General features: G+C 64.9%; 9 protein-coding genes and 1 tRNA gene. 4 read left to right on the forward strand and 6 right to left on the reverse strand.

Annotation, left to right across the window (positions count from 1 at the left end; translation table 11 throughout):
• Nucleotides 1-172: 172 nt before the first annotated feature.
• Entirely contained in the window at nt 173-2,791 is a 2,619-nt protein-coding gene (locus ABH924_RS15870; protein ID WP_404500262.1) for a PEP/pyruvate-binding domain-containing protein, read from the forward strand.
• A gap of 1 nt (nt 2,792) precedes the next feature.
• Entirely contained in the window at nt 2,793-3,416 is a 624-nt protein-coding gene (locus ABH924_RS15875) for a TetR/AcrR family transcriptional regulator (RefSeq protein WP_404500264.1), read from the forward strand.
• A gap of 48 nt (nt 3,417-3,464) precedes the next feature.
• On the opposite strand, the gene ABH924_RS15880 is transcribed toward ABH924_RS15875, so the two are convergent.
• From ABH924_RS15880 to ABH924_RS15895, 4 genes are all read right to left on the reverse strand, one after another.
• On the reverse strand, nt 3,465-4,625 hold the full coding sequence (locus ABH924_RS15880; protein WP_404500265.1) for a globin domain-containing protein: 1,161 nt from the start codon (nt 4,623-4,625) through the stop codon (nt 3,465-3,467).
• Nucleotides 4,626-4,779: 154 nt separating this feature from the next.
• Nucleotides 4,780-5,229 (reverse strand): RrF2 family transcriptional regulator, encoded by a 450-nt coding sequence (locus tag ABH924_RS15885; RefSeq protein WP_404500267.1) that lies wholly within the window; start codon nt 5,227-5,229, stop codon nt 4,780-4,782.
• 24 nt (nt 5,230-5,253) lie between these two features.
• Nucleotides 5,254-5,706 (reverse strand): hypothetical protein, encoded by a 453-nt coding sequence (locus tag ABH924_RS15890; protein WP_234752463.1) that lies wholly within the window; start codon nt 5,704-5,706, stop codon nt 5,254-5,256.
• Nucleotides 5,707-5,732: 26 nt separating this feature from the next.
• Nucleotides 5,733-7,151: a phosphomannomutase/phosphoglucomutase gene (locus tag ABH924_RS15895; protein WP_404500269.1), complete on the reverse strand. Its 1,419-nt coding sequence runs from the start codon at nt 7,149-7,151 to the stop codon at nt 5,733-5,735.
• 124 nt (nt 7,152-7,275) lie between these two features.
• On the opposite strand from ABH924_RS15895, the gene ABH924_RS15900 reads away from it, so the two are divergent.
• Both ABH924_RS15900 and ABH924_RS15905 read left to right on the forward strand, forming a co-directional pair.
• Nucleotides 7,276-9,447, forward strand: a complete 2,172-nt coding sequence (locus ABH924_RS15900) for a RecQ family ATP-dependent DNA helicase (RefSeq protein ID WP_404500271.1) — start codon at nt 7,276-7,278, stop codon at nt 9,445-9,447.
• Nucleotides 9,444-10,883, forward strand: a complete 1,440-nt coding sequence (locus ABH924_RS15905) for an MFS transporter (protein WP_404500273.1) — start codon at nt 9,444-9,446, stop codon at nt 10,881-10,883. The genes ABH924_RS15900 and ABH924_RS15905 overlap by 4 nt, the downstream gene beginning before the upstream one ends.
• Before the next feature lie 171 nt (nt 10,884-11,054).
• Here ABH924_RS15905 and ABH924_RS15910 read toward each other — a convergent pair.
• Together ABH924_RS15910 and ABH924_RS15915 are read right to left on the reverse strand one after the other, a co-directional pair.
• A tRNA-Ser gene (locus ABH924_RS15910) sits at nt 11,055-11,142 on the reverse strand.
• 140 nt (nt 11,143-11,282) lie between these two features.
• Nucleotides 11,283-13,544, reverse strand: coding sequence for a prolyl oligopeptidase family protein (locus ABH924_RS15915; protein WP_404500275.1), 2,262 nt, complete (start codon nt 13,542-13,544; stop codon nt 11,283-11,285).
• Nucleotides 13,545-13,601 lie beyond the last annotated feature (57 nt).

Genomic DNA, 13,601 nt, shown 5'->3' on the forward strand with positions numbered 1-13,601 from the left:
GGCCCAGGCGGCGGAGGCCCCTTTTACGAACGGCGGTTCCGCACCGAGGTGCGGGACCGCCGTCGTCGTCTCCATCCGTTGCCGAGCAGCTAAAGCGAGAGCATTGTGCCGCGATTGGCGCGAGAGTAGCTTTTAGAGAACCAGCAGTTCTCTATTTCCGGGGGTCCGGGCCATGGACGATTCCCAGCGGCACACAAAAGAGTCCGCTCTGCCGTCAGGACCGCATGACGGGCCCAGGACGACCGGACGGATCACCGCCCCCTTGGCCGATTTCGGCGTGGGGGATGTCGCCGTTGCCGGTGGAAAAGGTGCCGCGCTGGGGGAATTGGTGCGGCAAGGCTTTCCGGTGCCGCCAGGCTTTGTCATCTCCACGGGCGCGTACTTGTCCTTCCTGGCGGAAACGAACGTTGGGGCAGCGCTGGGCGGCTTCCTGTCCGTCGGGCCCGATGAAGCGCCCGACGGCGGCGTGTCCGACGGCGGCGACGGCGCCGGCGGTGCGGCCCTCCGGGCACTTTTCGCCGCGGCGGAAATGCCTGGCCGGCTGCGGCAGGAGATCCTCGATGCCTACGCGAGGCTGGGCGGCGGGGCGGTCGCGGTCCGGTCCAGCGCCACGGCGGAGGATCTTCCGGGAGCCGCGTTCGCCGGCCAGCAGGACACCTATCTCAACGTGCTGGGCGGGGACGATGTAGTCCAGGCAGTCGCCAACTGCTGGGCATCGTTGTGGACGGATCGGGCCATTGCCTATCGCCGACGGCAGGGAATTGATCCGCACGAGGTGGCCATCGCCGTCGTCGTACAAAAAATGGTGCCGGCCGCCATGGCGGGCGTCCTGTTTACCGCGAACCCGGTCACGGGCGAGCGCGGCGAGATGGTGGTGGACGCGAACCCCGGGCTGGGGGAGGCCGTGGTCTCCGGGCGGGTGACGCCGGAGCACTATGTTCTGGACGGCTCGGGAAAAGTGCTGAGTTTCACGCCCGGTGGTCGAGAGGTGGTGATCAGCGCGGCCGAGGGCGGCGGCACGCAAGAAAGCTCCGGTACTCGAGGTCTGAAGCCCGGGCTCACCGCAAGGGAGCTGGCGGAACTGGCCACGCTGGGAAAGAAAGCCCAGCAGCATTTCGGCCGGCCCCAGGACATCGAGTGGGCGGCGGCCGGCGGAACGCTGTACGTACTGCAATCGCGGCCGATGACCGCTCTCCCGCCCCAACCGCCCGTCCTCAACGCGGTCCAACGTAGGGTGGGACCGTTTTTCATCGAGATGTTCCAGGAGCGGCCCTATCCCTTGGATGTATCCGGCTGGATGAGTCGGGGAATTCTCGCCATGCTGCACGGTATGGCCGGGAGCGTGGGCGTGGTCTTCCCTGCAGTGGAGAAGTTGCTGCCGGAGGACGACGGGGTTGTGGTGCGGCTCATCCTGCCTGTGCCGCGCCCGACCATCCGAACGATTGCCGCGCCGGTGTCCTTGCTGCGCCGGGCGAGGCGATTCAAAGCCGGCGCTTGGACCCAAGATCCTCGTTTCTCCCTGTTTATCGACAACATTGAAAGGCTGAACGGCAAGGACCTCGGCCCGCTGCGGTGGCGTGCGGTCGTTGCATTTGCCGGGGAGTGCTTCGCCGCGATGCAGGGCATCACGGCCTTGCGGGTCTCCTACCTGCCAGGCATCCTGGTGCCGGTGCTGAAGATGCGTTTCATGCTCTTGTTCCTGGGCAAGACAAAACTTGCGCCTGCGCTGATCGCGGGGGCGGAAACCCGGACGAGCCAGGCGAACCGGGCTCTTGAACGGCTCGCTTCCATCGCGGCGGACGATCCCGGGCTGTCCCGCGCGCTACTTGGTTCAGGACCCCGCGAGCTCCTGGAGTTGGCGGAAAATGAGCCCGAACATCGTGCATTCAGCGAGGCTTTCGCGGCGTTCCAACTCGAGTACGGCCACCGCGAAACCACGAGCGTTGTCCTCAGCAGTTCGCCCACGTGGTCCGATGCCCCCGAGGTGGTTCTTGGTCTCGTGAAGGCCTTGTCCGGAGAGCGGCCCAAGATAGTTGACCAGTCCGGGAATGCGCTTGCGGAATTGAAACGTCATCCGGCTCTCCGCTTCGAACCGCTGCGGCGGAGGGTGCTCGCCGCCGTCGAGTCCGCCCAAGCCGGAATGGCGTTCCGCGAGGACAGCCACTTCTACGCCACCAAAGCCATCCCGCCGATCCGCCGGGCCTACCGGGAGCTCGGCCGCCGGCTGGTGATTGCCGGCGTGATCGAAAAGCCCGACGAAATCTATCACCTGCGGTTCGAGGAACTGGAGTCCATCACAGACAACGACGACGGCGCGCTGCCGGCTTCACTCCGTGACCGTTTCCGGCCGCTGGTGCTGGCTCGCGCGGCAAAGCGGCGCGAGCTCGAAGGCATCCCGCTGCTCGATCCGGCTTTGCTCTTCGGCCGAGGCCGCCAGCGCCGCCAGGTGGAAGGAGTCCTCGTCTCCGGCATTGCGGCGAGCCGCGGCCAAGCGAGGGGGCCGGTCCGTGTGATCCATGGACCCGCCGAGTTCGGACGGCTGCGCAGCGGAGAGGTCCTCGTCTGCCCGTACACCAATCCCGCCTGGACGCCCTTGTTCCAACGGGCCGCCGCGGTTGTGGTGGACGCCGGCGGGCTCGGCTCGCATGCGGCGATTGTCGCGAGGGAGTACGGAATTCCGGCCGTTATGGGCACCGGTTCGGGCACCAGCACCTTGGCCGACGGGCAGCAAGTACTCGTGGACGGAACCCGGGGAGTGGTCCTGCCGGCCGCTCCGGCGGAGAGACCTTGAGATGCCGGGGCATCGGGACCAGACGGGGCTGCGGGACCATCGGAAGCTGCCGCGCCGCCGCGGAGCGGCCCTGAACAGTGCAATCTTCGAGGCAGTCCGGGCAGAGATCGCCGAATCCGGCTACGCGGCGTTGACCATGGACAGCGTGGCTGAGCGTGCAAGGGCGAGTAAAGCTTCGCTCTATAGGCGGTGGCCCGGACGCGCGGCCTTGGTTCTGGAGGCAGCCTACGATGCCATGCCCGGCCCGGCGTCCGCGCCGGACACGGGCAGCCTGCGCGAAGACGCCCTGGCGATACTGCGGCTCGTGGCCCAACAACTCGAAGGGGCAGTGGGGCAAGCCATGCGCGGGCTATTGGGGGAGGCGCTGCAGAATCCCGCGGTGGCAGCTGAGGTCCAGGAGTACGCCCGCGGCAACGTAGCAAAGACCATGCGGGCCATCATTGAGCAGGCCGCGGCCCGCGGCGAATGCGATCCCAGCGTGGCCACGGAGACGAGGATCGATGCTGGACCCGCCTTGCTGCGGCAGCGGTTCATCTTTTCGGGAGTGCCGATCGATGACGATTATTTGGTGCGCGTGGTGGACGAAGTGATGCTGCCGCTGTTGCTGGTTGGGCCGCCCAACTGACTCGCAGTAGGTGTCGTTTTGGGGCCTCTAAACGACACCTACTGCTAGCTAGTTGGCGAGCCAGATATCCGGTCCGAAGACTTCATAATGAATCCTTGTGGCGGGGATTCCGGCGTTGATGGCTTCGTTGCGGATGTGCTTCATGAACGGCAGCGGTCCGCACAGGTACAGCGAGGCGTCGGCTGGAAGGTCCACTTCGCGCAGTGACATGAAGCCCGCCTTGGACCCGGCCTGCGGTTCCTCCAGCCAGAGCTGGAGTTCCGCACCATCCAAGCGCTCGACGTCGTCCGTCATCTGGCCGCGCAACGCCCAACTATCTAGATTGCTCTCGGCGTGCAGGACCAGCACTTGGCGGTCGGAGCCGGAATCGGCGAGCGAGCGCAGGATGGAAGCCGTGGGCGTGCAGCCGATGCCCGCCGAGGCGAGGACCACGGGACCGTTGCCATCCCTGAGCGTGATCTCGCCGTAGGGGTTGGAGATCTCCAGGACATCGCCCGCCTCGACGGTGTTGTGCAGCACGGGCGAGACCTCGCCGCCGTCGTCGATCTTTGTCGTGAAGCTGCGGCTGGTGCCGGCGTCGCCGGAAAGGGAGTACTGGCGGACCTGGCGCAGGCCGTCCGGGAGTGTGACCTTGACGCTGATGTATTGGCCCGGCAGAGCTTCGGTGATCGGGGTGTCGTCGGCCGGCTCCAGGGTGAAGGTCGTGGACCCGGTGCCAGCGGGAGTTTTGGACGCGACCTTCCATGGGCTCCACATCCTGCCGTTGGCCTGCGCTGCGTAGAGTCCCTTTTCGAGCTTGATCAGTGCGTCCGCCATGAGCCAATAGACCTCTGTCCAGGCTTCGGCGATTTCAGGGGTGATGACTTCTGCCAGGTCTTCCGCGATGGCGGCGAAGAGGTGCTCGTAGACCACTTGGTACTGCGGCTCGGTGATGCCGAGTGAAGCGTGACGGTGCGCGATACGGGACAGAACTGTTTCCGGCAGGGTTCCGGGGTTGCTCACCAGATGGCTTGCAAAGGCGGCGATGCTTCCAGCGAGGGCCTGCTGCTGGTTGCCGGAGCGCTGGTTCGAACGGCTGAACAGCCCATCGAGCAGTTCGGGGTGCGCAGCGAAGAGTCGGGAGTAGAACTTGGGGGTGATGTCACCAATCCGGGCGCCGACGAGCGGCAAAGTGGCCTCGATGACGGGGAAGGACTTGTCCGAGAGCATACGTACTCCTGTCGTAATGGCCCGTGGGATGCATACGGACCGGGGTCAATACTTGTATTTAGAATGCAAGTATCTATAGCTAACTTCTACACCTCGTAGAAGTAATTGGCTAATCGATAGCCTGAGATGACAGAGGCCCCCGGGGGCGCCGGGCTTACAGCCCGGGGCGTAACCCGATCGCCTGGAATGCCGGCGCCATTTGCCGTATGCGCGGCAGGGAGGACACGACGACGTCGTCCAGCTCCCGGTAGAAGGCTTCCCTCGCGCGCGCCAGGGCATGACGCAAGCCGCATTCGGTGATCAGGGGGCAGTCACCATGGACGGATTGGCACTCGGCGGGGTCGAGCCTGGTATTCAGTTCCCGCAGGATCTGGCCAACGGTGGCTTGCCGTCCAGCGGCGCTGAGCCGGGATCCGCCCTTGCGGCCGCGCTCGACGTCGATGAGGCCCAGCTCCCGGAGCCGAACGATGGCCTTGCTGACGTGGTGGTAAGGAGTCCCCACAGCGTCCGCGATGTTCTGGGTCGTCAGGAGTTCACCTGCGGGCGCGGACGAGAGAACCAGGAGCGCACGCAGGCTCACATCCGCGAAGGCATTGATCTTCATGCCCTCAAGCTTACGGAGTAAGGTCTAGTCCACCCATACGAGTGGTTCATTGGTGTCGGCTTCGGCGTTGTCAAAGGTGAAGCCTTCGGCGGTCTGGACGTAAGGGACAACGGCTGCGAGGAGACCACCGCTGCGATGCTCAGCCGCGGCGTGGATCCCGTCGGAGCCGTGTTCCGGAAGGATGACATCGCTCGCAATCGCCACCGCGCGGTAATCGTCACGGCCTTGGCGCAGCAATTCGAGGATGTCTGCCAGCATCGACTCTGTGTCGACGTTTCCCTCGTCGTCCGGCTCTTCAGGCGTTACGAAGACGATCCGAAGTTCGTGGTCCTCGGCGAGCGTGACTGCGAAGGGCAGGAAGCCGCCGTTTTGTTCCAGGTGTTCCTGCGCTGTTGCCAAGGCGGCCCCAAGCGTTTCACGCACTTCGCGGAGTTCGTGCGCCTCTATGCTTTCGAGGCCGTTGATCTGGGAATTCACGCTGCTGCTCGCCTTCGGGGTTCCGGCTAGGACCGGACCAGTGCGAGGACGCGGTCCCGTACCTTTTCCATGGTGGCAACATCCTTCGCCTCGGCGTTCAGGCGCAGGAAAGGCTCCGTGTTGGACGGTCGAAGATTGAACCACCAGCTGCCGTCCTTCGCGGTGAAGGTGCTGCCATCCATGTAGTCCACGTCAACGTCTTCGCCATCAAAATCGGCGCGGACCCGCTCAACGGCTCCTGCCTTGTCCTCGATTTCGGAATTGATTTCACCGGAAGAGACATAAGGCTCGTACTGGCGGCCAAGGTCGGACAGTGGGCCATCCTGCTCGCCCAATGCCGCCAAGACGTGCATGGCCGCGAGCATGCCGGTGTCCGCATTCCAAAAATCGCGGAAGTAGAAGTGCGCCGAGTGTTCGCCGCCGAAGACGGCTCCTTCCTCGGCCATGACTGCCTTGATGAACGAATGCCCCACACGTGTGCGCACAGCCCTGCCACCATCCGTCGCCACGAGCTCCGGGACTGCTCGCGAGGTCAGCAGGTTGTGGATGATCACGGGGGTTTCTTCACCAGCGGCCTGTGCGCGGGCGATTTCCCGGCGCGCAACCATTCCGGTGATGGCAGACGGGGATACCGGCTCGCCCTTCTCGTCGATCACGAAGCAACGGTCGGCGTCGCCGTCGAACGCCAGGCCGATATCCGCACCGTGCTCGATGACTGCGGCTTGCAGATCGCGCAGGTTTTCGGGCTCAAGCGGATTGGCGGGGTGGTTCGGGAAAGAGCCGTCCAGCTCAAAGTACAGCGGGACGATCTCGAACGGCAGGGCCGGAAGCAACTGGTCACCAAGCACCGCGGGAGTGGTCAGGCCGGCCATGCCGTTTCCGGCGTCAACGACGATCTTCAGCGGACGGGAGCCCTTGAGGTCAACCAGGCTTCGCAAGTACTCGGAGTAGTCCTTCAGGACATCGCGGGTGCTGATCTTGCCTGGGACATCTGCAGCCGGGATGCTTCCGTTGTTGAGGTACTTCTCCGCCAGCGCCTGGATTTCCTTGAGGCCTGTTTCGGAGGAGATCGGCTGGGCGCCGGCCTTGGACATCTTGATGCCGTTGTACTCGGCGGGGTTGTGGCTCGCGGTGAACGTGGCGCCGGCCGCATTGAGGGCACCGCAAGCGTAGTAGAGCTCGTCGGTGGAGATGAGGTCCAGGAGTTCGACATCGGCACCGCGGCGGGCGGCGCCGTCGGCGAATGCCTTGATGAACTCGGGAGACGACGGGCGCATATCGCCGCCAACCAGCACAGTCTCCCCGGCGAGGCCGAGTGTGTCGACGAAGGCCGCGCCGACGGATTCCACGATGTGAGATGTGATGGATTCGCCGACGATTCCCCGGACGTCATAGGCCTTGAAGGAAGCCGAGAGGTCAAATGTCTTGTTCTGCTCGCTAGTCACGCGCTCAATCTTACTGTGGAGCGAGGCGGTCACTGCGCCGGCACGACATCTATGTGGAAAACGCTTGTCCACATAGATGACGTCCCGGGTTCTGGCTGTCTGCGGGTGCTGGAATACTGAAGGAATGCCCAACAACCCGGATGCTGCCCTACTCGCAGCAGAACAGTCCACCACCCGGCTGCAGGCCCTTGAAGTACTGAAGGAGCTTGTGGGAAATGCGGACGCCCGCTTCCACGACGGCCAGTATGAGGCGATTGAGGCCCTCGTCGACGCCGGACGGCGCGCTTTGGTGGTGCAGCGGACGGGCTGGGGCAAGTCGGCTGTGTACTTCGTCTCGTCGTTGTTGTTGAGGCGCCGGGGCGCAGGGCCAACCCTCATCGTTTCGCCGCTGCTCGCACTCATGCGGGACCAAGTGGCGGCAGCCGCACGTGCCGGGGTGCGGGCCGTAGCGATCAACTCCGCCAATCAGCTTGAGTGGGACAACGTCCGCGAACAACTGGCCGCGGACGAGGTGGACGTTCTTTTGGTTTCGCCCGAGCGGCTCACCAATCCTTCGTTTCGGGAAAACCAGCTTCCCGAGCTCGTCCGCCGTACCGGTCTCCTGGTGATTGACGAGGCACACTGTATTTCGGACTGGGGGCACGATTTCCGTCCCGACTATCGGCGCATCTCCGATCTCATCGAGCAACTGCCCGGCAGTGTTCCGGTGCTTGCCACCACAGCGACGGCCAACTCCCGGGTAGTCCATGACATCGAAGAACAGCTCGGCGCAGGAGTACTGACCATCCGCGGTGAGCTTGGCCGGGAGTCCTTGCGGCTGGGTGTCTTGAAGCTCGCCGACTCGCGGGATCGCCTTGGCTGGTTGCTGACCCATCTGGCAGACATGCCAGGCAGCGGAATCATCTACACACTGACCGTTTCGGCCGCTGAAGACACCGCCCGGTTGCTCTCCGAGGCAGGCCACAACGTCTTGTCCTACACCGGGCGGACGGACCCCGCGGATCGTGAACGGGCGGAGCAACTCCTCAAGGACAACGAAGTGAAGGCGCTGGTGGCCACCTCGGCGCTAGGGATGGGCTTCGATAAGCCGGATCTCGGGTTCGTCATACACCTTGGTGCCCCGTCATCGCCGGTCGCTTACTACCAGCAAGTTGGCCGCGCCGGCCGTGGCGCCGCAAATGCCGATGTGCTCCTCCTGCCCGGATCCGAGGACCGCGAGATCTGGCAGTACTTTGCGACTGCTTCAATGCCCTCGGAGGAAAAGGCCGCAGGAGTCCTCAACGTCTTGGCCGAATCCGGCTCTGCCTTGTCCACGGTTGCCCTCGAAGCACGGGTGGACCTGCGCCGGACGCCCTTGGAACTCCTGTTGAAGGTCCTGGCCGTGGATGGAGCGGTGGAGCGCGTGGGCGGTGGGTGGAGGTCCACGGGACGTCCGTGGATCTACGACGCCGAACGCTACGCCCGCATCGCCGAGGCCCGGGTGGACGAGCAGGATTCCATGGTGATTTACCAGGACACCGCCGGATGCCGTATGGAATACATCACCGCGGTCCTCGACGACGAGTCCGCGCGTGCGTGCGGCCGTTGCGACAATTGCGCCGGCAGATGGTTCCCGGCGGACGTGGCAGCAGCCGCCGCCGACGCCGCCGGGCAGACCCTTCGGCGCGCGGGTCTTGCGCTGGAACCACGGCTCCAATGGCCCAGTGGCATGGACCGGCTGGGCGTGACGGTGAAAGGGAAGATCAACCCGGAGGAGTTGCTGGCCGAAGGGCGCGTCCTGGCCCGCCTGACCGACCTCGGCTGGGGTGGTGCCCTCCGTGAGCTCTTTGCCGCCGGTGCGGCTGACCGCGAGGTCGAACCTGCCATGTTGCAGGCCTGCGTACAGGTCTTGCGCGAATGGTCTGCCGGAGACGGCCGATCCACCGGGTGGAGCGGCCAAGGGCGTCCTGCAGCCGTCGTGAGTATCCCGTCCAGGAACAAGCCGGCACTGGTCGAATCCTTGGCCCGCGGCATAGCCGGCATCGGCCAGATGCCGTATTTGGGTTCCCTTCAACTCCAGCACGGCGGACCCACGGGCGGCCGCGGTGGCAACAGCGCCTATCGGCTGGCCGGTGTCTGGGAGCGCCTCGTGGTAGGTCCCGAACTTGGACAGAGCCTTGCGTCGCTAGGCGGTCAAGGCATCCTCTTGGTCGACGACCTGGCGGACAGCCGCTGGACGATGACCGTTGCCGGCCGCGCCCTCAGGCAAGCCGGGGCAGGATCGGTGTTGCCTCTCGTCCTGGGTCAAGCAGCGTGACCGGCGCGGTCCCGGACATCCAGTCCGAATCCAAGTGGCAGCCACGGCTCGCTTTGCTGGTTGCCGCCACCTTCTTCATGGAGTTCCTTGACGGAACAGTCCTTACTACCGCCATGCCGAGCATCGCGGCCGACTTCAAAGTGGTCTCGGCCGATGTCAACATCACGATGACTGCCTACCTGGTGACTGTGGCCATGGGAATTCCGCTCAGCAGCTGGCTCGCAGAACGCTTTGGTGCACGCCGGATCTTCTGCCTGGCGATTGCCGTGTTCACCGTGGCGTCGCTGTTGTGCGCGGCCAGCCAGGACCTCACTCTGCTGACCTTGAGCCGGGTGGCGCAGGGGGCCGGCGGGGCCATGATGGTGCCGGTCGGGACCCTCGTAGTGCTGCGGGGCACACCCAAGTCGGAGCTCCTCCGGGCCACCGCGTTCCTTGTGTGGCCCGGGTTGCTGGCTCCCGTTTTGGCGCCGCTTGTGGGCGGAGCTTTCACTACCTATCTTTCCTGGCACTGGATCTTCCTGATCAACGTACCGCTGGGGCTTGCTGCGTTCATCGCAGCCCTGAGGCTGGTTCCGCGTACGGGAGGCGATGCTGGCCGGCGGCTCGATTGGCGGGGGCTCACGCTCACCACCTTCGGCGTGGGATCGCTTGTGGTGGGCCTTGAAGGGGTTGGCGGCCACGGCGCGGGCGTGGTCCCGGCCGCCGTGCTGCTGGCCGGAGCACTGGCTTTGGCCGGAGCGGCCTGGTGGATGCTCAAAGCCAAGGCTCCGCTCTTCGATCTCAGGGTTTTCGCCACGCGCACATTCCGGGCCACCTCCACCGGAGGATTCGTCTACCGCCTGACCATCAGCTCGGTGCCCTTCCTGCTGCCGCTGTTGTTCCAGGACGGCTTTGGCTGGGATCCACTCAAATCCGGTGCCATGGTGGCCGCCGTGTTCATCGGCAACATCGGCATCAAGCCCGCCACAACGCCCATCATTCGGCGGTTCGGCTTCAAGCCTGTGTTGGTCTTCGCCTCTTTCGCGTCGGCCGTCACCTTTGCCGCTTGTGCAGCGCTCAACTCAGGGACCCCGGAACCGTTGATTTTTGCCTTGCTGCTGGCCAGCGGGGCCTTCCGTTCGATCGGATTCTCTGCGTACGCCTCCGTGCAGTATGCGGATATCGTCCCGGGTGAGCTTCCCTCGGCCAACGCCGTGTCAGCCACGTTGGTGCAACTGGCCGCGGGTGCCGGTATTGCCGTGGGTGCGCTCTTCCTGCGCCTCTTCGACCATGTGTCGATCTTCGGCGACGGTCCTTCTTCGGCGTACCGTGGCGCCTTCCTCGCCATGGCTGCCGTGATGCTTTTGAGCACAGTGGACAGCATCACGCTGCACCGGCACGCCGGAGCTGAGGTCAGTCGCAGTGTTGTGAGCAAACCCGAGAAACGGCGGGGCTAGGAGACTGCTCCGCAAGCGAGCGCCGGTTTCGCCAGACAGGCGGCCTGGAGCGGAATCCGGAGTGTGCCCATGAACCTGGGATTTACACACGTTTTGTCCTATAAACCCATGAAAGCTCCGCAAAAGGCCTGGGAACGCAAAAGGCCCCGGTCAGGGACCGGGGCCAAAACGCGGAGACGGGGGGATTTGAACCCCCGGTGGAGTTGTGCCCCACACTTCATTAGCAGTGAAGCCCATTCGGCCGCTCTGGCACGTCTCCAGTTGCTATTGCTAGCCAACCAAGGATACGCAGAACTGGGCACCCAGTGCAAAACGGCGGCGCGGACCGCCGTCGTGCGCTTCGCCGTCGCCCGTCAGACCTCGCGCGGACCGCCGTCGGGCGCTCCGTCGTGGAGGGCGCTAGTGCCCCGAGCCCTCCTTGCCCGCAAGCGCCCGCCACAGGAAGTGCTGGCTGCGGGCTTGGAGCGAGGCCGCCTGGCGGTTGTCCGAGGCTCCCGCGTGACCGCCTTCAAGTGCCTCGTGGAACCACACGTTCGGGATGCCCATTGCCTGCATCCGGGCTGCCATCTTCCGCGCCTGGACCGGGCCTACACGGTCATCGGAGGTGGCCGTCCAGATGAACGTCTCCGGGTATTCCACGCCGTCGCGCAGCAGGTGGTACGGCGAGAAGGTGCGGATGTACTCCCACTGTTCCGGGACGTCGGGGTCGCCGTACTCGGCAATCCAGGAGTAGCCGGCCGAAAGCTTGGTGTAGCGGCGCATGTCCAGCAACGGGACGCCGCAGGAGATCGCTCCGAACAGCTCCGGGTACTGGGTCAGCATGTTGCCCACCAGCAGTCCGCCGTTGGAGCCGCCCACGCAGCCGAGCCGCCGCGGACTGGTGACGCCCCGCGAAATGAGGTGTTGCGCCACAGCGGCGAAGTCCTCGAACGCGCGGTGTCGGTTCGCCTGCAAGGCTGCGCGGTGCCAGGCGGGACCGTACTCGCCGCCGCCGCGGATGTTGGCTACGACGTAGACACCGCCACGTGAATGTGCCGCGGAGCCGTCTTCGGTCGTGATGCTTTCGCTCCGGCGCTCCAGCCAGGCGCGCCCGATGGCTCCGCTGTAGGCCGGGGTCCTCGAGACTTCGAACCCGCCGTAGCCCGAGAGCTGTGTGGGGTTCTCGCCGTCGAGGTCAAGATCTTTGGACGCCACCTGGAAATAGGGCACGCGCGTGCCGTCTGCCGAGGTGGCGAAGTGTTGCTGGACCTCGTAGTCCGCCTCGTTGAAGAACGACGGCGAGGACTTCACCACCGTGTGCGTGCTGGACACCCCGCCGTCGTGGCCTGCGTCGAGGCTGTAGCTGGCGATCCCGGGGGACAGGGTGCCGCGCATGAGCGTGGTGGGGGTGGTGAAGCCCGTTGCCACGAGCCAGTAGTCATTGCCGGCGTCGTCGCCTTCTGCTTCGTCCTCGTCGTCGACGGCGTAGGCATTCACATCGTGCAGCGGCGGGCACGCATCCAACAAAGTCGAGGCCCATCCGCCGGCGGAGTCCTTGCGGGCTGGGTCGAGCACCCTGATTTCGGAAGAGACGTCGTGCAGCAAGTTCAGGAGGAGGTAGTTCCGGGTCCAACTCCACGACTGGAGCGACGTGTGCTCATCCGGGGTGAAAAGCACTGTGAAGTCGCGCGCCCCGGACAGGTAGCCCTCAAAGTCGGCGGCCAGCAGGGACCCGGCGGCGTAGGTGGTTCCGTCTATGTCCCAGTCCTGCCGCGGACGGAACATGAGCCATTCGCGGTGGGAACTGAGGTTGACGTCAGTGGGGACATCAATGGCCAGCCACGCGTCATCGCGCAGCACAGAGGTGGTCCGGTTGAAGAAGTCGATCCAGTCCACGGCGAACGTGCGTTCGAAGCCCGGGGTGGAGTCGTGGGCGACGAGGGCCATCATGTGGTCTTCGGGGATCTCGAAAATCCGCTCTGCTTCAGTCAAGGATTGGCCGCGACGGAGCTTCACGCCTGTGCGCGAGTAGGACGAGCTGGTTTTCGGCAGGCCGTCGGCGGTGGTGGCAACGAGCAGGGTATCGGCGTCGAGCCAGCTCACGTTGCCCTTCGCGGTCGGAAGGTCGAAGCCGCCTGCGGCAGGGGCCACGAAGGTGCGGGTCTCGACGTCGAACTCGCGGTGGCGGTTGGCGTCACCGCCGTCGGGGGAGAGGGCGATGATGGCGAGGCGGTGCGGTTCGCCTTCGGCCGGGCGCAGGAAGTTGGCACCGTGGAAGACCCACTCTTCGCCTTCAGCGGCGGCCAGCGCATCGATGTCGAGCAGCACGTCCCATTGCGGGGCGTCGCTGAGGTAGCTTTCCCACGTTGTCCGCCGCCAGAGGCCCTTGGGGTTCTGCTGGTCTTTCCAGAAGTTGTAGTAGTGCTCGCCACGCTTGTTGACCATGGCGATCCTGTCCGTGGAGTCCAGAACCTCCAGGATTCCGGCTTCCAATGCGTTGTAGTCGGCGTCGTCGAGCAAGTCTTCGGTGCGGGCATTTTGCTCCCGCACCCAGGCAAGCTGTTCCTCGCCGTGAATGTCTTCGAGCCAGATATTCTCGTCGACAGGTTCGGGGGCGATTGCGGTTCCCTGGGCAGTTTCGTTGTCGGGCGCGGGCGCTTGATCAGCTGCTGTGGTGGTCATCCTTCATCCTAGAGTGACTGTCTGAGAAGGAAGCAAGTCACAAGAAGTTAGGCTTGG

The organism is Arthrobacter sp. GAS37 (genome assembly GCF_044908325.1).
Classification (GTDB): Bacteria; Actinomycetota; Actinomycetes; order Actinomycetales; family Micrococcaceae; genus Arthrobacter; species Arthrobacter ramosus.